This is a genomic window from Enhydrobacter aerosaccus (assembly GCF_900167455.1).
Classification (GTDB): domain Bacteria; phylum Pseudomonadota; class Alphaproteobacteria; order Reyranellales; family Reyranellaceae; genus Reyranella; species Reyranella aerosaccus.
In genome coordinates this window covers 201,171-217,445 of sequence record NZ_FUWJ01000011.1, presented here as the reverse complement: position 1 = coordinate 217,445, position 16,275 = coordinate 201,171, and the positions used below count along the sequence as shown (strand labels likewise).

Below are 16,275 nucleotides of genomic sequence, written 5' to 3'. Positions count from 1 at the left end.
CGGGGGCGCAGTCGCTCGACCTGACGGTGGCGCCGCAGACGACCAACTCGCTGCGCTCGGTGCTGGGGGCGCAGCTGGCGGGGACGGCGCAGCTGGGCTGGGGCGAGCCGCTGGCGCTGCAGGTCAAGCTGGGCTGGAGCCACGAATATGCCTCCACCTCGCTGCCGGTGTCGGCGACGCTGGCGGGAGCGCCGTCGACCTCGTTCACGACCTACGGCCTCTCGCCCCAGCGCGACGGGCTGCTGGTGGGCATGGGCGCCAGCACCGCCATCGCCCGGGCCACCTCGCTCTACGCCCGCTACGAGGGCCTGCTCTCCGGCTCCGACTCCAGCCACGCCTTCACCGCAGGCGTCAGGATGACGTGGTGAGGCGCCGCCGTTCATAGGAGCGCGCTACAAAAGCGCGGAGGTTACTCCGCGCGGACGAGCGTCTTCATGAGCGCAACTGGAGTTGCGCGCTCCCTTGAGGCGCGGCCTACGCCGCGCGCTTCTGGTTGCGATGGCGCAGGATGGACAGGATCTCGGCAGCGGCTGCCGGGATGTTGGTACCGGGTCCGTAGATCGCGGCCACGCCAGCCTTCTTCAGGAAATCGTAGTCCTGCGCCGGGATCACGCCGCCCACCACGACCAGCACTTCGGAACCGCCCTGCTTGGCGAGTTCGTCGATGAGCTGCGGTACCAGCGTCTTGTGGCCGGCGGCCTGGCTCGACACGCCGATGACATGGACGTCGTTCTCGATCGCCGCGCGCGCGGCCTCCGCCGGAGTCTGGAATAGCGGTCCGATATCGACGTCGAAGCCAAGATCGGCAAAGGCGGTGGCGATCACCTTGGCACCACGATCGTGGCCATCCTGGCCCATCTTCACGACCATCAGGCGCGGACGGCGCCCCTCCTCCTCCGCGAACGACGAGACGTCGGTGCGGATGCGCGCCAGCCCTTCGTCGCCCTCCCACTCGCCGGCATAGACACCGGAGATCGAGCGGATGGTCGCCTGATAGCGGCCATAGACGCCTTCGAGTGCCGACGAGATCTCGCCCACCGTCGCGCGCGCGCGGGTGGCCTCGATGCTGAGCGTCAGCAGATTGCCGGTGCCGGTACGGGCGGCCTCGCCCAGCGCCTTGAGCGCGGCCACGCACTTGGCCTCGTCGCGCGTGGTGCGGATCTTCTCCAGCCGCGCGAGCTGAGCGTTGCGCACCTGGTCGTTGTCGACCTCGAGGATCTCGATCGGTGGCTCTTCCTTGAGCTGGAACTTGTTGACGCCGACCACGATCTCCTCGCCGCGGTCGATGCGGGCCTGTTTGCGCGCGGCGGCCTCCTCGATGCGCATCTTCGGCATGCCGGCCTCGACCGCCTTGGTCATGCCGCCCAGCGCCTCGACCTCGCCGATCAGCTTGCGCGCCTCGGCGATGAGGCTCGCCGTCAGCGACTCGACGTAGTAGCTGCCGGCCAGAGGGTCGACCACCTTGGTCACGCCGGTCTCATGCTGCAGGATGAGCTGGGTGTTGCGCGCGATGCGGGCCGACTGCACCGTCGGCAGCGCGATCGCCTCGTCGAACGAATTGGTGTGCAGCGATTGCGTGCCGCCCAGCACCGCCGCCATCGCCTCGTAGGCGGTGCGGATGATGTTGTTGTACGGGTCCTTCTCCGTCAGCGACACGCCCGAGGTCTGGCAATGCGTGCGCAGCGACAGCGAATCGGCCTTCTTCGGGTTGAAGGGCTTGACCAGCTCGGCCCACAGGAAGCGGGCCGCGCGCAGCTTCGCCACTTCCATGAAGAAGTTCATGCCGATGCAGAAGAAGAACGACAGGCGCGGTGCGAAGGCGTCGATATCGAGACCCTTGGCCTTGGCGGCGCGGACATATTCGAGACCGTCGGCCAGCGTGAAGGCGAGCTCCTGCACCAGCGTCGCCCCCGCCTCCTGCATGTGATAGCCGGAGATCGAGATCGAATTGAACTTCGGCATGTGCTTGGCCGTGTGCTCGATGATGTCGGCCACGATGCGCATAGAAGGTCCGGGCGGATAGATATAGGTGTTCCGGACCATGAACTCCTTGAGGATGTCGTTCTGGATCGTGCCGGAGAGCTTCTCCTGCGGCACGCCCTGCTCCTCCGCGGCCACGATGTAGCCGGCCAGCACCGGCAGCACGGCGCCGTTCATGGTCATCGACACGCTCATCTTGTCGAGCGGAATGCCGTCGAACAGGATCTTCATGTCCTCGACGGAATCGATCGCCACGCCGGCCTTGCCCACGTCGCCGACGACGCGCGGATGATCGGAATCGTAGCCACGATGGGTGGCGAGATCGAACGCCACCGACAGACCCATCTGACCGGCAGCGAGGTTCGCCCGATAGAACTTGTTGCTCTCCTCGGCGGTCGAGAAGCCGGCATACTGACGGACGGTCCACGGCCGGCCGGCATACATCGTCGCCTTCGGCCCGCGCGTGAAGGGCGGGAAGCCCGGCAGCGAACCCAGCGTCTCGAGCGTCTCGAGATCGGCCGCCGTATAGAGCGGCTTCACGACGATGCCCTCGGGTGTCGTCCAATCGAGCGACGAGAGCGGCTTGTCGCGCAGCTCCTTGGTCGCGAGCGTTTCCCAGTCGGTCAGGGTCTTGTTCGGAAAATCAGCCATAACCCCAATGTACTGCGGATTTCCCGAGAGAAAAGCCCGCTATTCAGAGGCCGGTTTCAGCAGCCAGTATGGTGTCCCGCACCAGCGGCGGACCATTCGATGGCCCCTCAGGTGGCAGGACGCCTCGCAAGGGCCAGTCCGATACCCAGCGTGATCATGGCGCCGCCGGATGCCTCCCGCAGGCGTCGGATCAGCGCCGGCCGCGCCACTGTCCTGTTGCGAATCCGGTCGGCAACCAGGGCAACCGCGACATCGGCAAAGGTGTTCAACGAAACCGAGACGCAGCCCAGGAGCAGAAACTGCAAGCCAACGCGGCCGCTGCCCGCGTCCACGAATTGCGGAATGAAAGCGAGAAAGAAGGCCGCGGTCTTCGGATTGAGCGCTTCGACCAGCACCCCTTCGCGAAACGCTCGCAGTGGCCCGACAGCCGACGGCGCCAAGCCGTTTTCAAGTCCCGCCGACGACTGCTGCCGGGCGGACCGGATGGTCCGAATCCCCAGCCACACCAGATAGGCGGCACCGATCAGCTTGAGCGCCGCAAATAGTTCCGCGCTCGCCAGCACCATCGCTGAAACGCCGACGCTGCCGGCCAGGACATGCACGAACCCGCCGATCCCGGTCCCGAAACTGGAGGCCATGCCCTCGGCGCGACCACCGGCAAGCGTGCGCGCCGCAACGTAGAAGAGGCCGGGCCCCGGCGTAATCGCCAACACCAGGGCTGCTGCGCCATAAAAGGCAAATTGGGTCAGATCGAGCATGGCTGCCTGCCACTATAAAGCATGGCATCCGCGCGTAGCTCAGCCAGGGCTACTCATTCGCGAGAATGGTATTCCGCACCAGGGGATAGATCTGGCTCGCCCACCGCTTGCCGGCAAAGACGCCATAATGGCCAACGCCCGCCTGCATATAGTGCTTCTTGCGATAGGGTCGCAGGCTGGCGCACAGATCGTGCGCCGCGACGGTCTGCCCGATCGCGCAGATGTCGTCGCGTTCGCCCTCGACCGTGAAGAGCGCGGTGCGCCGGATCGCCTTGGGGTCGACGCGGCGGCCTTTCCAGTCGAGTTCGCCCTTGGCGAGACGAAACTCCTGGAACACCCACTGCACGGTCTCGAGGTAGAACTCCGCCGTCATGTCGAGAACGGCAAAATATTCGTCATAGAAAGTCTTGATCGTGTTGGCCTGGACCTCATCCCCCCGCGCCAGGGCATTGTAGAGATCGACATGCGCCTTCAGATGGCGTTCGAGATTCATGCTCATGAACGCCGTGAGCTGCAGAAAGCCGGGATAGACCCGCCGCGTGGCGCCCGGATAGCGCAAGGGCACACGCGCGATCAGGTTCTGTTCGAACCAGGAGATCGGCCGCCCGGTCGCGAGTTCGTTCACCTTGGTCGGATTGATGCGCGTGTCGATGGGACCGGCCATCAAGGTCAGGCTGTGCGGCTGGGCCGGATGGTCATCCTCGGCCATGATCGCCGCCGCGGCCAGAGCCTGCACGCAGGGCTGGCACACGGCCACGACATGCGAAGCGGGGCCCATGGCTTCCAGGAACAAAATCAGATGTTCGACATATTCGTCGAAGCCGAAGCGGCCACTCCAGATGGCGACATCGCGCGCATTCGCCCAATCGGTAATATGGACGTCATGTTCGGGCAGCAGGACACGCACGGTATCGCGCAGCAAGGTAGCGAAATGACCGGAAAGCGGCGCCACCACGAGGACCTTGGGCTGGGGAGCAACGCCTTCCTTGACGAAACGCAGCAGCGTGCCGAAGGGCGTGGCCATGACCTCTTCTTCGCGCACCGGCACCGTCTGCTTGCCGACCTTGACCTCTTCGATGCCGAAGGCCGGCCGGCGGTGGCTGAGCACCGCCCGGCTCATCATCTCGCACAGGGCAGAGGCGGCCCGCCATCTCTGCACACTGGCTTCTCCGCCCAGGCCGAGGCCTTGGCCCGCCGCGGTTGCCCAGATCCGCATGGGCAGTGTGATGTCAGTGGCGGTCTGGTAAAAAGCGTAAAGCATCGAGGGGCGACCGGCTCGGAAATTGCATCCTTAGGAAACGCTCGAAACACAGACGATACACGCCGGACCGGGAGGGTTGGCGCCTATGGCCGAGGCTTCTCTAACTGTCAGTAGCAAGAACTATTCCTCCTGGTCGCTTCGCGGCTGGCTGCTCTGCCGGATGGCCGGGCTGGATTTCGCAGAACGGGTGGCGCCGATCGACGATCCGGCGACCCGGGCCGAACTGCTGCTGCTTTCGCCCTCATTCCTGGTGCCCTGCCTGGAGCACGGCCCTGTCAAAGTGTGGGACACGCTGGCTATCGGCGAATATCTCAACGAGATCAAGCCCGAGGCTGAACTCTTGCCCACAGATCCAGTGGCCCGGGCTCACTGCCGCGCGGTCTGTGGCGAGATGCATTCCGGCTTCGCCAACCTGCGCTCGGCCCTGCCGATGAATCTCAAGGTCCATCACGACGGCTTCAAGGTATGGGCCGGCGCGCAAGCCGATATCGACCGCGTCACGGCCATCTGGCGCGACTGTTTGCAGCGCTATGGGGGACCTTATCTGTTCGGGGCAAAGCCGACCATCGCGGATGCCATGTATGCGCCGGTCTGCACCCGGTTCGCCACGTATGACGTCAAGCTCGACCCGGCCTCGGCCGCCTATCGCGATCTGATCCTGCGCTGGGCGCCGATGGTCGACTGGACGGCCGCCGCCAAGACCGAACCGGAGGAAGTCGAGGAACTCGACGTCGAGTTCTAGCGACGCAAAGACCCTATCCATATGGATCGCCGCTAAAACATATATTGGACATTCCGGGCACCCGTCCTTAGCTCTCGGTCATGGCTCTCAGCGACAGCGACGAGCGACGCTTCGATTCTCCGACCGCGCCGACGGATGCGCCGACGGTCGGCGAGCTGTTTCGCGGCTTCCTGATGATGGGGCTGATGGGCTTCGGCGGCGTCCTGCCGCTGTCGCGCCACATCATCGTCGATGAACGCCGCTGGCTGAGCGGCAAGGAATTCACCGAGCTGCTTGGCCTGTGCCAGTTCCTGCCTGGCGGCAACGTGATCAACGTCGCCGCGGCGCTGGGCCTGCACTTTCGCGGCGTACCCGGCGCGCTTGCGGCGCTGGCCGGCTTGATCGCCGCTCCAACGGCGATCGTCGTCGTGCTGGGGGCGATCTATGCGCGCTTCCAGTCCGATCCGCACGTCGTGCACATGTTTGCCGGCCTTGCCGCCGCGGCCGCCGGCCTGCTGGTGTCGATGGCCGTGAAGCTCGCTCTGCCGCTTCGCAAGAAACCGGTCGCCATCGCCTTTGCGGTGATCTGCTTCGCCGCCATCGCGGTGTTTCATTTTCCGCTTCTGCCGACCATGCTGGTTCTGGCGCCGCTCAGCATCGCCGCCATCAGGAAGACCGGGACATGAACTCGACCCTGGTCTCCATCGCCCTGCTCTTCTCCCAGCTCTCGCTTCTGGCCTTCGGCGGTGGGAACACCATCCTGCCCGAGATGCATCGTCAGGCGGTCAACGTCTATCACTGGATGAGCGACCCGGAATTTGCCGCCTTGTTCGCCCTTGCGCAGGCGGCGCCCGGGCCCAACATGATGGTCGCTCCCCTGATCGGCTGGCAGGTCGCCGGATGGAGCGGTCTGGCCGTGGCGACGTTGGGTATGTTCGGCCCGTCGTCGATCGTCACTTGCGTCGCTTTACGACTGTGGCGCCGCTTCAAGGATCAAACCTGGCGGCGTGCCATTCAGACCGGCCTGGTGCCGATTTCGATCGGATTGGTGGCCGCCAGCGCCGTCCTGATCGTGCAGGCGTCCGATCATGAATGGGTGCTGGCCGCCATCACCGCCGGTTGTGCCATCGTCGCCGTAAGGACACGCTTGCATCCCTTGTGGCTGCTGGCCGCCGGTGCGGCCGTCGGCTGGACCGGCCTCGGACAGTAGATCCGACACGCTTGCCGATCCGCGCGGTGCCGCGCACAGTCGTCCAACTGAAGTGGAGGAAACCGTTATGCTCACCCGCCGAGCGACGCTCGCGGGGGTGGCCGCATTGCCGGCCGTGTCCGCCCTCGCGCAGCAGCCGACCTTTCCCGCCAAGCCCCTCACGATGATCGTGCCCTTCCCGCCCGGCGGTCCTGCCGACATCTTCGGGCGCTATCTCGCCAAAGGCATGTCGGAAAATCTCGGCAAACCCGTCGTGGTCGAGAACAAGAGCGGCGTGGCGGGCGTCGCCGGCATGGACTTCGTCGCCAAGGCCGTCGGCGATGCCCATGTGATGGGCCTGACGAGCGCGTCGGCCGGCGCGATCATGCCGACCCTGATGACGAACATGCCGTACAATGCCTTGCGCGACCTGGCCGCCGTCATCCTGGTCGTGCGCGTGCAGGAAGTGCTGGTGGTCGATGCCAAGCTTGGAATTTCGGACCTCAAGACACTGATCGAGCGTCTCAAGGCCGAGCCCGGAAAATTCTCCTATGGCAGTGCCGGCACCGGCGGCATCACCCATCTCGCCATGGAATTGTTCAAGCGCGAGACGGGCACGGACGCAGTCCATGTCCCCTATCGCGGAGCAGCTCCGGCGACCAACGATCTGGTCGCGGGCCTGGTGCAACTCACGATCCTCGATGTTCCGGTCGTGCTGCCGCACATAAAGTCAGGTGCCCTGAAGGCCATCGCCGTGACCTCCGATGTCCGCGCGCCGCTTCTGCCCGATGTCCCGACCATGCGCGAACTCGGCTATGGCCGCGTGAACTCGGACAACTGGTATGGCCTGCAGTCTCCCCACGGCGCGACGCGGGCCAACCGCGATCGCCTGCACGATGCCGCAGCAGAAGCGCTGAAAGCGAAGGATCTGATCGAAGCCTACACTGCCGTCGGCGGCATCGTCGGTGGCGGGACCTCGGAAGACTTCGCCAACCTCCAGCGCCGCGAAATAGAGAAGTGGGCGGAGGTTATCAGACGGGCCAATATAAGGCTCGAATAGCCGGCGCGCCGGCTGTCCTTCGCCTGTAGTCGTTCGACAAACTTGGAGACACGGAAATGCTCGACGCCGAAGCCCGCGCCCTGCTCGACCTGATGGACAAAGCGAACAAGGAAGGGCGCCCGCTTCTGCACACCCTGCCCTACAACGTCGGGCGGGCCGCAGTCGACAAGATGTCCGAGGACAGCGAGGCAGACCCGCTCGCCGTGAGCGAGGTCACCGACGGCGCCTTCGCCGGTCCCGGCGGCGAGATCCGCTTCCGCCACTATCGGCCGCTCGGCGTGCCCGACGGGCTACTGCCGACACTGATCTATTATCACGGCGGCGGCTTCGTCATCGGCAATCTCGGGACGCACGATTCGACCTGCCGGCGGCTTGCCAACAAGAGCCGCTGCCAGGTCGTCGCCATCGATTATCGCCTGTCGCCGGAATATCCGTTTCCGGCTCCGATCGACGATGGCGTCGCCGCCTTCCGCCATATCCACGAGCATGCGGCATCGTTCAAGGCGGATGCGACCCGCCTTGCCGTCGGCGGCGACTCGGCAGGCGGCGCCATCGCGGCCGTCGTCAGCCAGGCCTGCCGCGATGCTGGCGGTCCGATGCCCGCCTTCCAGATGCTGATCTATCCCGCTACCGACTCGAGCAAGGAGAGCCGCTCGCGCCGCGAGTTCGCCGAGGGTTACTTCCTGACCAAGGACCTCATGGACTGGTTCTGGAAAGCCTATGTCCCGGCCGGAACGGACCTGTTCGACATCCGCCTGTCGCCGTTGCTGGCGCGCGACTTCAAGGGGTTGCCGCCGGCGTTCGTGCTGACGGCCGGTCACGATCCCCTGCGCGACGAAGGTCGCGCCTACGCCGACCGCCTGATCGATGCCGGCGTGAAGACGACCTACGTCAACTATCCCGGCACCATCCATGGCTTCTTTTCCCTGACGCGTTTCCTGCAGCAGGGGCTGAAGGCCAACGACGAAGCCGCCGCGGTGATGGCGGCGCATTTCGGCGTCTGAAGGCGGCGACGGCTCAACAGTCGCGGGCAGGCCAATCAGCTATCGGCCTGCCCGATCTCCGCATTGACGATGGCGACTGCGTTCGACAGAGCGCGCATCTTGCCGAAAGCGGCGTGACGGCTTCGCAGCACCAGCCCGCAGTCCGTACAGGCATGCAGGGACCCGGATGGAACGTAAGCCAATGCCTTGCGCAGGCCGATGGCAATCTCATCCGGCGTTTCGATCCGCTCGCTGCCGACATTGACCAACCCCAGCAGCACGTCCTTTCCCTGCAAGGTTTCGAGGACGCCGAGATCGACCGTCGAGGCTGCCGTCTCGATCGAGACCTGATCGATCGCCGTTTGCGCGACCAGCGGCAATGTTTGCTCGTAATGGCTCCAATCGTGGTTGGTATCCTTCCAGGCGGCGACTTCGCTGCCGCCGTAGCCGTAGCAGATATGGACCGCCGTTTTGGCCTCGACGCCATCGATCGCCCGTTTCAGCGCCTCGATCCCCCATTCGCGCGTCTGCGCGAGGTAGATATTGAAGCAGGGCTCGTCGAACTGCACGACGGCCGCGCCGGCCGCCGCGAGCTCCCGCGCCTCCCGATTCAACAGCTTCGCGAAGATCATGGCCAGATCATCGTCGGAATGCCGGCCGGTCTGATCGGATAGACTGTCGACGATGGTCATGGGTCCCGGCAACGTGACCTTGACCGGCCGGTCCGTCAGCGCCTTGACCGCTTGCAGCGTCTCGATTGCCTGTGATCCGACATAGGTCGGCTCGCCGATCAGGCGCGCCGCCGGCGACTCCGATTTGAAGCGCTGACCGCGCGTCGGCTTCATCGTCAGGTTCTGCGTATCGACGCCGGCCACGCCGCCGAGAAATCCCCAGACGTAATGTCGACGCCGCTGCTCGCCGTCGGTGATCACGTCGAGCCCGGCGGCCAGTTGATCGGCCACGCAGAGACGGGTCGCATCGCGTTGCGCCTCGTCGAGCTGTTCCGGCGCCACCCGCCAGGGTGCATAGAGGATGCCGGGTTCGGCCAGCCAAGTAGGCTTCGGCAGGCTGCCGACGATGGTCGAGCGGATGGCGCTGGTCATGGCGGTCCTACTGCTTCGCATCCGCCTGTCCCGCCAGGCTGCAGCCGCCAGCCTCCAGCGGCCGGAAGGCCTGACTTCCCGGAATGTCGGCGATCTTGCGATAGAAGTCCCACGGGCCCTTGCTCTTCTCCGGCGCAACCACTTCGTACACGCCGATGTCGTAGACGACCCGGCCATCGGGACGGACGGTCGCGGTGTTGCCGAAGCGCTGCACCGGAAGCTCACGCATCATCGTGGCAACAGCCTGGGCCTCCGTGGTGCCTGCCGCTTTGACGGCGGCGAGATAGTGCTTCACGGAGACATAGACGCCAGCCTGCTCGCGCGTCGGCATGCGACCGTGGACGGCGAAGAAGCGCTGCGACCATTGCCGCGTGCCGTCGTTCTCATTCCAGTAGAAGCCGGTCGTCACCGTAAGACCTTGAGCGGTCGCCAACCCGATGCTGTTCACATCGGTCACGAAAGCATGGAGCGCGGCGAGCCGCTGTCCGCTTCTTTCAATGCCGAACTCCCGCGCCTGCTTGATGGCGTTGACGGTGTCGGAGCCGGCGCTGGCGAGGCCGATCACCTTGGCACCACTCGCCTGCGCCTGGAGAAGGTAGGAGGAAAAGTCGTTGGTGCCGAGAGGATGCCGCACGCTGCCCAGCACGCGTCCGCCGAGCGACCGAACCGTCGTCGCAGCACTGGCTTCGAGATCGTAGCCGAAGCTGTAATCCGCCGTCAGGAAGTACCAGCTGTCACCGGGCTGCTTCACCATGGCGCGCGCCGTACCGTTGGCGAGGGCATAGGTGTCGTCGGTCCAATGGGTCGTGAAGGGTGAACAGGACTTGCCGGTGATTTCCGTGCTCGCGGCGCCCGACACCAGCAGGATCTTCCGCTTGGTTCTGGCAATCGCCTGCAGGGCCAGCACCACGCCGGTATTGGGCAGGTCCGCAATCGCATCGACACCCTTTTCGTCGAACCATTGACGCGCAATCGAAGAGGCGATGTCGACCTTTTCCTGATGATCGGCATCGAGGATTTCGATCGGCTTGCCGAGAACGGTGCCGCCGAAGTCCTCCACGGCAAGCCGCGCAGCGAGAACGGAGCCCTTGCCGCCGACATCGGCCACCACGCCGCTCTGGTCGCCCAGCACGCCGATCACGACCTTGTTCGAATCGGCCCCGGCAATGGATGGGAACAGGAGACCCAAGCCGCACAAAACAGCGATCGACCGTCGTACGAGAATTCCCATCATCCGCACCTCCGGGCACAAATGGGCCGCTTTGGGCACATATATCCTCGGCTCGTTGCACAGATGTGACGGAGATTGCTCATTCGTCCCCGTTATGAGATGTCGGCGGTGTGGAGGACGAGGCGATGGAGATCCTGGACGAAGACGAGAATTTCGACATCGATCTCGCGACCCGTGTGTGCTGGCACTATTACAAGGAAGGTCGCACCCAGGAGGAAATCGGCGGGTTCCTCAATCTCACGCGCAAGCGTGTGAACCGCATCATCCGACAGGCTCTCGCGACGGGACTGGTCCAGATCACCATCGACAGCCGGCGTTCAGCCTGTCCGGAATTGGAATCGCAGCTCAAGGCCCGATACGGGCTGCGCTCCGTCAAGGTCGTCCCGTCTCCCATGGAAGGAATGGATGTTCGATCGGTCGTGGGAGCGGCCGCTGGCCAATTCCTGTCGGAGACGCTGGGCCACTCTGAGTCGCTCGGTGTCACATGGGGCGGAACGATCAGGGCCGCCGGCCAAAATCTGCGGCGGCGCGAGGGCGGCAACACCGTGGTTTCCCTGACCGGCGGCCTCGCCTCCAGCGGACCGGTCAATCCGTATGATGCGGCGGCCCTGTTCGCCCGAGCGCTCGGCGCCCCATGCCGATACGTGACCGCCCCGATGATCGCCGACTCGAAGGAGCTGCGCGATGCCCTGCTGAGAAGCGCACCGGTGGCGGAGGTGCTCGGCCGTGTGCGCGATATCGACCGCGCCTTGCTTAGCGCCATCGATCTTACGGATCAGTCGAAAGCATTGGAGTATGGTGTCATCTCCAGGAGCACCTGGCGGTCGCTGCGGGATGCGGGCGCGGTCGGCGACATTGCCGGCCAGTATCTCGACGGCGCGGGAAGGCCGGTCGAGCATCCGATTGTCGAGCGTGTGATCGCGGCGAAACTCGACCAGCTCCGCGCGATCAAGGAACTCGTGCTTGCGGCGGGCGGAGCGCACAAGGCACCTATAATTCGCGCCGGCATCCGAGCCGGATTAGTGCATGTTCTGATCACCGACGAAGCCGCTGCAACCGCGCTACTCGACGAAGAGAAACCGCCTCAACGCCAGAGGACGCCTGCCGGCGGGCGGTGATGCCGGGGGGCTATAGTGCCTGAACAGGGGACGACGGCTGAAGCAACGGCCATCGCGCTTCAGCGTTTCAGCACATCCGGGGCGCGGTACAGCGGAAAGCCGTTGAAGGACTTGGACCTGTCGTGATCCGGCACCTCGTAGAAGGTGGCCTTGCCGTTGTTGTGCAGGCCGCCATCGACGCGCAGCGTCGCCCCCGTCACATAGGCGGCGGCGTCGCTCAGCAGGTAAACGATGGCACCTGCGATCTCGGACTCGGTACCATGGCGCTTCAGCGGAATGCGTGAGCGCACGGAGCGCAGCGCCTCGTGCGCACGTTCGGGATAGCGATCGAGCCCCGAGGACGCGATGAAGCCCGGAATCACCGAGTTCACGCGCACACCCGAATGGGCCCACTCGATCGAGGCCGTGAAGGTGAAGTTCACCTGCCCCGCTCGCGCCGCTCCATTATGGCCCATGCCCGGGTTGCCGAGGTCCCAGTCGGCACCGACATTGACGATCGCGCCGCCATTCTTCTCCATCCAGCGCAGATAGACTTCCTTCGAGACGAGAAACGTCGCCGTCAGATTGTTGGCGACGACGGCGTTCCAGCCGTTCAAGGAGATGTCCTTGAGCTGCGCCGGAAACTGCCCGCCCGCATTGTTGACGAGTCCATCGATGCGGCCGCTCCAGGCCATTACGCCGTCGATCGCTGCCTTGACTTGATCTTCCTTCCGCAGATCGGCGGCAAAAGTGAAGGTATCGGGATCCCCCAGTTCCTCTTTCACGTGCTCCAGCTTCTCGGCCGTGCGTCCGATCAGGGCGAGACGCGCCCCGAGCGACTTCAGTTCGTGAGCGGTGCATCGGCCGATGCCGGAGCCGCCTCCGGTCACCACGATGGTCTGTCCGGCAAACAGGCCGGGACGGAAGATGGAACGGTAGGACATGGACCTATTCGATCTTGATGTTGGCGGCCTTCACGACTTCGGCCCACTTGGCCATCTCGGCCGCCAGGAATGTCGCGAGTTCCTGTGGCGTCGAGCCGATCGTGTCGGCACCGAGATCGGCGAACTTCTCCTTGATGTCGGGCATGCGCATGATCTTTGCCACCTCGACATGCAGCCGCTCGATCACCTCGGGTGACGTGCCAGCCGGCGCCATCAAGGCATTCCATTCGGAGATCTCGCAGCCCGGCACGCCCGCCTCGGCCATGGTCGGAATCTCCGGGGCTGCCGGCGAGCGCTGCGGGCTGGTGACGGCGAGCGCCCGCACCCGCCCGGCCCGCGCTTGCGGCAGCGCACTCGACATGTTGCCGAAATAGAAGGGCACGTGGCCGGCAGCCACATCGGCCACGGCAAGTCCACCGCCCTTGTAGGGGACGTGCCCGATATCGGTGCCGGTGCGCATCTTGAACAGCTCGGCCGCGAGATGCTGAGCGCTGCCGTTGCCCGAGGAGGCATAAAACAGCTTGCCGGGCTGCGCCTTGGCCATCGCGACGAGATCGGCCACCGTCTTTGCGGGATGCGACGGCGTGATCACCAGCAACTCCGGCACCGTCACCAGGAGCGAGATGGGCGCGAAATCGTCTGGCGTCTTGAATGGCATTTTCGGCAGGAGCGACGGGTTCACCGCGTGGGCAAAGGCGCCGATCAGCAGCGTGTAGCCGTCCGGCGGCGACTTCGCCACGACGTCGTCGCCGATCACCCCGCCGGCGCCCGGCCGGTTGTCGATCACGATCGTCTCGCCCAGCGCCTCCTGCAGCTTCGGCGCGATCAGCCTCGCCGTGGTATCGGCGCCGCCACCTGCCGAATAAGGCACGACAATGCGAATCGGCCGGTTGGGATAGGCCTGGCCGCGGGCGGCGCCGGCGAGAGCCGACAGCCCTGCCCCCAGCAGCAGGGAGCGGCGAGCGAGAACTGGATGGCGGGCCTTGTTGATCATGTTGCCTCTTGGCGGTTGCGCGTCAGGTGAATACCGAGCCACTTCTGCACGAACCGGAGAAGGGCGAAACCAAACTGCAGCGGCACCCCGAACGCGGCGACGCCGATCGCGAACAGGATCAGCCGGTCATCCAGGGACGAAAGCCGCTCGGCCTCGTGCAGGATCGCGGCGATGCCTTCGCCAACGCCGATCGCCGCCCCGGCGCTGGAGGACATCACCAGCACGAAGAAGGCGCGCATGACATTCGGCAGGAACAGGAGCGCTCCCAGCATGGAACCGGCGCGGACATGGCGTAAGGCATCGACGCCGCTGTCGGCGACGAACGCCGCCGAATAGGGCAGCAACGACAACGCCACCGCCATCACGCCGGAGACGGCGGCGCCGCGCGGCAGGGCGTTCAGCAGGAAGAACATGACGACGAAGGTCGGAGCGGCGCGCATCAGGGTGATGGCCGAGGCCGCCACCGCACCGCCGGCGCCGCCGCGCAACCGCGCAAGCGCCAGGATCAGGCCGAGCGCCAGGCCGAGGGCGATGGCGATGCCCGCGATCTCGAAGTTCACCGCCATGCCTTCCAGCAACGACGGCAGGAAGCTCGATACGATCTGATCGAAGGAGATCATCGGGCTGGCACCTGCCGACCTTCGAGCGCCACCTGCAGACGGCGGCACAGGGCGACGACGACGATGACGACCAGGGTGTAGAAGACCAGCAGCAGCGTGTAGGTGGTGGCCCGACCGCTGGAGAAGGACGTGATATCGGTCAGGGCGCTTAGAAGCTCGGGCGCGCCGATGAAGCTGGCAATGGGCGTTCCCTTCGCCGCATTGATGAGAAACGCCACGATCTGTGTCGCCGCACGACCGACTGCTCGCACGAACAATTGGTCTACATGTCGCCCCGATGCCGCCTCTTCGGCGCGCAGCGATGCCATCGCCTCGCCGATCGCCTGGCCGGCATTGCTGCCATTCACGAGGCCGAGCGCGACAATGGCCGCGCCGAGCGCCGTCGCCGCCGAGTAGGGCAAAAGCGCATGCGTAACGGCCGAAGCGACCACGAGCGTGAGAACGATCGGCGAGGACTGGAGGACGACCACCAGGCCGCGCGCCAGCCATCGCGGCAGGCGATGCGTCGAACTGAGGGCCAGCCCGATCAGCAGGGCGAACAGCAGCGTGCCCGACAGCGCCCCGGCAATCAGCACGAGCGTGTTGGCGATGCCGCTCAGAAACAATGACCAGGCCGGCATCGTCTTCAGCATCGGCAGGGACAGCTCGACGCCCGTCAGCGCCGAGAACCAGTCCTCGAAATCGGTCACCGCTCCCGCGAAGGGCGTCGGCTCGAGTTCGGCGTCGAACGCCGGCAACAGACATGCCCGGTTCGTGAAACCGGTGGCCGTGTTGCAGGTCGGGCTGGACCAGAGCTTGCGCTGCTCCTGGAGGAAACCCGTGGCGATATGATGCTTGCGCGCAATCTCGAGAAAGACGCCGTCGCGGTGGAAGATCTGGCTGATGAGATCCAGCGCGGTTGCCAACCGGTCGCTGTGCTCGCGCGCGACCGCCATCCCCCACGGCACCTGGGCGAAGCCGAATTTGGTGTCGAAGCGCGCGGCGAAGCCTGGCTCGGTGAAGGCATCGGCGAAGAAGCTGTCGTCCTGGGCCGCCAGCGTGCAGGTGCCGTCCAGCAGCCGATCCGGCAGCACGCCCGCCTCGTCGAACAGCAGCAGGCGGGCATCGTGCGCGACCAGATCGGCGTTCGAGCCGTTGCCGATCGTAACGCAAACCGTGCGGCCGGGAATGTCATCCCAACCGGTTATCGCCAGCGGCTTCGGACCGACGACGATCGTCTCCGAGCGATAGTAATGAGGCCGAATGAAGCGGACCTGGGTGTCCCGCTGCGTGTTGTGCCCCATGGTGGCGATGATGAGATCGATGCGGTCCTCGGCAAGCAGGGGAATGCGGCTGGCGGCATTCACCCTGAGAAACTCGACATCGACACCGAGCTTCTTCGCCAGCGCCTGCGCGACATCGACTTCGTAGCCGTCGCGGACATTGCCGACCCGCGTCGCGAACAAAGGATAGTATTCACGGATGCCAACGCGGATATGGCCGGCACAGAAGATCCGCACCAGGCGATCGGTGTCCGGTGAGCTGCAGGCTGCGGTGTCGGCAGCATCGCGTGCCTCCTCGAGTAGGCGCGCCAATCGGGCATCGGGAGAATCGTCTTCGCGCGCCGCGACCGACCCACCGAGCAGGACCAACACAGCCAGGGCGGTACGGAGAGCGAGCGCGCAACGTCGCAGCAGGCGCATC

General features: G+C 65.3%; 16 protein-coding genes. 7 read left to right on the top strand and 9 right to left on the bottom strand.

Going from position 1 to position 16,275, the window contains the following annotated elements:
- Positions 1-368: autotransporter outer membrane beta-barrel domain-containing protein (locus tag B5D62_RS27415; protein ID WP_139374117.1), on the top strand; the 368-nt coding region annotated here is incomplete at its 5' end.
- A gap of 106 nt (positions 369-474) precedes the next feature.
- On the opposite strand, the gene scpA is transcribed toward B5D62_RS27415, so the two are convergent.
- From scpA to B5D62_RS27400, 3 genes are all read right to left on the bottom strand, one after another.
- Entirely contained in the window at positions 475-2,631 is a 2,157-nt protein-coding gene (scpA, locus tag B5D62_RS27410; protein WP_085937243.1) for a methylmalonyl-CoA mutase, read from the bottom strand.
- A gap of 107 nt (positions 2,632-2,738) precedes the next feature.
- Complete coding sequence (locus tag B5D62_RS27405; RefSeq protein ID WP_085937242.1) at positions 2,739-3,389, bottom strand: LysE family translocator; 651 nt, start codon at positions 3,387-3,389, stop codon at positions 2,739-2,741.
- Positions 3,390-3,438: 49 nt separating this feature from the next.
- Positions 3,439-4,650: a polyhydroxyalkanoate depolymerase gene (locus B5D62_RS27400; protein WP_085937241.1), complete on the bottom strand. Its 1,212-nt coding sequence runs from the start codon at positions 4,648-4,650 to the stop codon at positions 3,439-3,441.
- An 85-nt stretch (positions 4,651-4,735) separates the two neighbouring features.
- On the opposite strand from B5D62_RS27400, the gene B5D62_RS27395 reads away from it, so the two are divergent.
- From B5D62_RS27395 to B5D62_RS27375, 5 genes are all read left to right on the top strand, one after another.
- Positions 4,736-5,392, top strand: coding sequence for a glutathione S-transferase family protein (locus B5D62_RS27395; protein WP_085937240.1), 657 nt, complete (start codon positions 4,736-4,738; stop codon positions 5,390-5,392).
- Between the two features lie 80 nt (positions 5,393-5,472).
- On the top strand, positions 5,473-6,057 hold the full coding sequence (locus B5D62_RS27390; protein ID WP_085937239.1) for a chromate transporter: 585 nt from the start codon (positions 5,473-5,475) through the stop codon (positions 6,055-6,057).
- Positions 6,054-6,581, top strand: coding sequence for a chromate transporter (locus B5D62_RS27385; RefSeq protein ID WP_085937238.1), 528 nt, complete (start codon positions 6,054-6,056; stop codon positions 6,579-6,581). Before B5D62_RS27390 ends, B5D62_RS27385 begins: the two co-directional genes overlap by 4 nt.
- 67 nt (positions 6,582-6,648) lie before the next feature.
- On the top strand, positions 6,649-7,620 hold the full coding sequence (locus B5D62_RS27380; RefSeq protein ID WP_085937237.1) for a Bug family tripartite tricarboxylate transporter substrate binding protein: 972 nt from the start codon (positions 6,649-6,651) through the stop codon (positions 7,618-7,620).
- Positions 7,621-7,676: 56 nt separating this feature from the next.
- Entirely contained in the window at positions 7,677-8,624 is a 948-nt protein-coding gene (locus tag B5D62_RS27375; RefSeq protein WP_085937236.1) for an alpha/beta hydrolase, read from the top strand.
- Between the two features lie 35 nt (positions 8,625-8,659).
- Here B5D62_RS27375 and B5D62_RS27370 read toward each other — a convergent pair whose 3' ends face one another.
- Both B5D62_RS27370 and B5D62_RS27365 read right to left on the bottom strand, forming a co-directional pair.
- Positions 8,660-9,706 (bottom strand): uroporphyrinogen decarboxylase/cobalamine-independent methonine synthase family protein, encoded by a 1,047-nt coding sequence (locus B5D62_RS27370; RefSeq protein ID WP_170921166.1) that lies wholly within the window; start codon positions 9,704-9,706, stop codon positions 8,660-8,662.
- Positions 9,707-9,713: 7 nt separating this feature from the next.
- Positions 9,714-10,937: an ABC transporter substrate-binding protein gene (locus B5D62_RS27365; RefSeq protein ID WP_419188823.1), complete on the bottom strand. Its 1,224-nt coding sequence runs from the start codon at positions 10,935-10,937 to the stop codon at positions 9,714-9,716.
- Between the two features lie 125 nt (positions 10,938-11,062).
- Here B5D62_RS27365 and B5D62_RS27360 point away from each other — a divergent pair, with 125 nt between their 5' ends.
- Positions 11,063-12,055: a sugar-binding transcriptional regulator gene (locus B5D62_RS27360; protein WP_085937233.1), complete on the top strand. Its 993-nt coding sequence runs from the start codon at positions 11,063-11,065 to the stop codon at positions 12,053-12,055.
- Positions 12,056-12,114: 59 nt separating this feature from the next.
- Here the strand turns inward: B5D62_RS27360 and B5D62_RS27355 are convergent, their stop codons facing one another.
- From B5D62_RS27355 to B5D62_RS27340, 4 genes are read right to left on the bottom strand one after another with little or no spacing between them, the layout of a single operon-like run.
- Positions 12,115-12,978 (bottom strand): SDR family oxidoreductase, encoded by an 864-nt coding sequence (locus B5D62_RS27355; protein ID WP_085937232.1) that lies wholly within the window; start codon positions 12,976-12,978, stop codon positions 12,115-12,117.
- A gap of 4 nt (positions 12,979-12,982) precedes the next feature.
- Positions 12,983-13,972 carry a tripartite tricarboxylate transporter substrate binding protein gene (locus tag B5D62_RS27350; RefSeq protein ID WP_085937231.1) on the bottom strand — a complete coding sequence of 330 codons (990 nt, stop codon included), beginning with the start codon at positions 13,970-13,972 and terminating at the stop codon, positions 12,983-12,985.
- Entirely contained in the window at positions 13,969-14,592 is a 624-nt protein-coding gene (locus B5D62_RS27345; protein ID WP_085937230.1) for a hypothetical protein, read from the bottom strand. Before B5D62_RS27345 ends, B5D62_RS27350 begins: the two co-directional genes overlap by 4 nt.
- The gene (locus B5D62_RS27340) at positions 14,589-16,274 is read right to left on the bottom strand and encodes a transporter substrate-binding domain-containing protein (protein ID WP_170921165.1); all 1,686 of its coding nucleotides are present in this window, start codon (positions 16,272-16,274) and stop codon (positions 14,589-14,591) included. Before B5D62_RS27340 ends, B5D62_RS27345 begins: the two co-directional genes overlap by 4 nt.
- Position 16,275: the final 1 nt, after the last annotated feature.

What these genes read in the sequence shown, in the direction of transcription:
- scpA (WP_085937243.1), bottom strand. Translation starts at nt 2,631, where the DNA reads ATGGCTGATTTTCCGAACAAGACCCTGACCGACTGGGAAACGCTCGCG.
- B5D62_RS27405 (WP_085937242.1), bottom strand. Translation starts at nt 3,389, where the DNA reads ATGCTCGATCTGACCCAATTTGCCTTTTATGGCGCAGCAGCCCTGGTG.
- B5D62_RS27400 (WP_085937241.1), bottom strand. Translation starts at nt 4,650, where the DNA reads ATGCTTTACGCTTTTTACCAGACCGCCACTGACATCACACTGCCCATG.
- B5D62_RS27395 (WP_085937240.1), top strand. Translation starts at nt 4,736, where the DNA reads ATGGCCGAGGCTTCTCTAACTGTCAGTAGCAAGAACTATTCCTCCTGG.
- B5D62_RS27390 (WP_085937239.1), top strand. Translation starts at nt 5,473, where the DNA reads ATGGCTCTCAGCGACAGCGACGAGCGACGCTTCGATTCTCCGACCGCG.
- B5D62_RS27385 (WP_085937238.1), top strand. Translation starts at nt 6,054, where the DNA reads ATGAACTCGACCCTGGTCTCCATCGCCCTGCTCTTCTCCCAGCTCTCG.
- B5D62_RS27380 (WP_085937237.1), top strand. Translation starts at nt 6,649, where the DNA reads ATGCTCACCCGCCGAGCGACGCTCGCGGGGGTGGCCGCATTGCCGGCC.
- B5D62_RS27375 (WP_085937236.1), top strand. Translation starts at nt 7,677, where the DNA reads ATGCTCGACGCCGAAGCCCGCGCCCTGCTCGACCTGATGGACAAAGCG.
- B5D62_RS27370 (WP_170921166.1), bottom strand. Translation starts at nt 9,706, where the DNA reads ATGACCAGCGCCATCCGCTCGACCATCGTCGGCAGCCTGCCGAAGCCT.
- B5D62_RS27365 (WP_419188823.1), bottom strand. Translation starts at nt 10,937, where the DNA reads ATGGGAATTCTCGTACGACGGTCGATCGCTGTTTTGTGCGGCTTGGGT.
- B5D62_RS27360 (WP_085937233.1), top strand. Translation starts at nt 11,063, where the DNA reads ATGGAGATCCTGGACGAAGACGAGAATTTCGACATCGATCTCGCGACC.
- B5D62_RS27355 (WP_085937232.1), bottom strand. Translation starts at nt 12,978, where the DNA reads ATGTCCTACCGTTCCATCTTCCGTCCCGGCCTGTTTGCCGGACAGACC.
- B5D62_RS27350 (WP_085937231.1), bottom strand. Translation starts at nt 13,972, where the DNA reads ATGATCAACAAGGCCCGCCATCCAGTTCTCGCTCGCCGCTCCCTGCTG.
- B5D62_RS27345 (WP_085937230.1), bottom strand. Translation starts at nt 14,592, where the DNA reads ATGATCTCCTTCGATCAGATCGTATCGAGCTTCCTGCCGTCGTTGCTG.
- B5D62_RS27340 (WP_170921165.1), bottom strand. Translation starts at nt 16,274, where the DNA reads ATGCGCCTGCTGCGACGTTGCGCGCTCGCTCTCCGTACCGCCCTGGCT.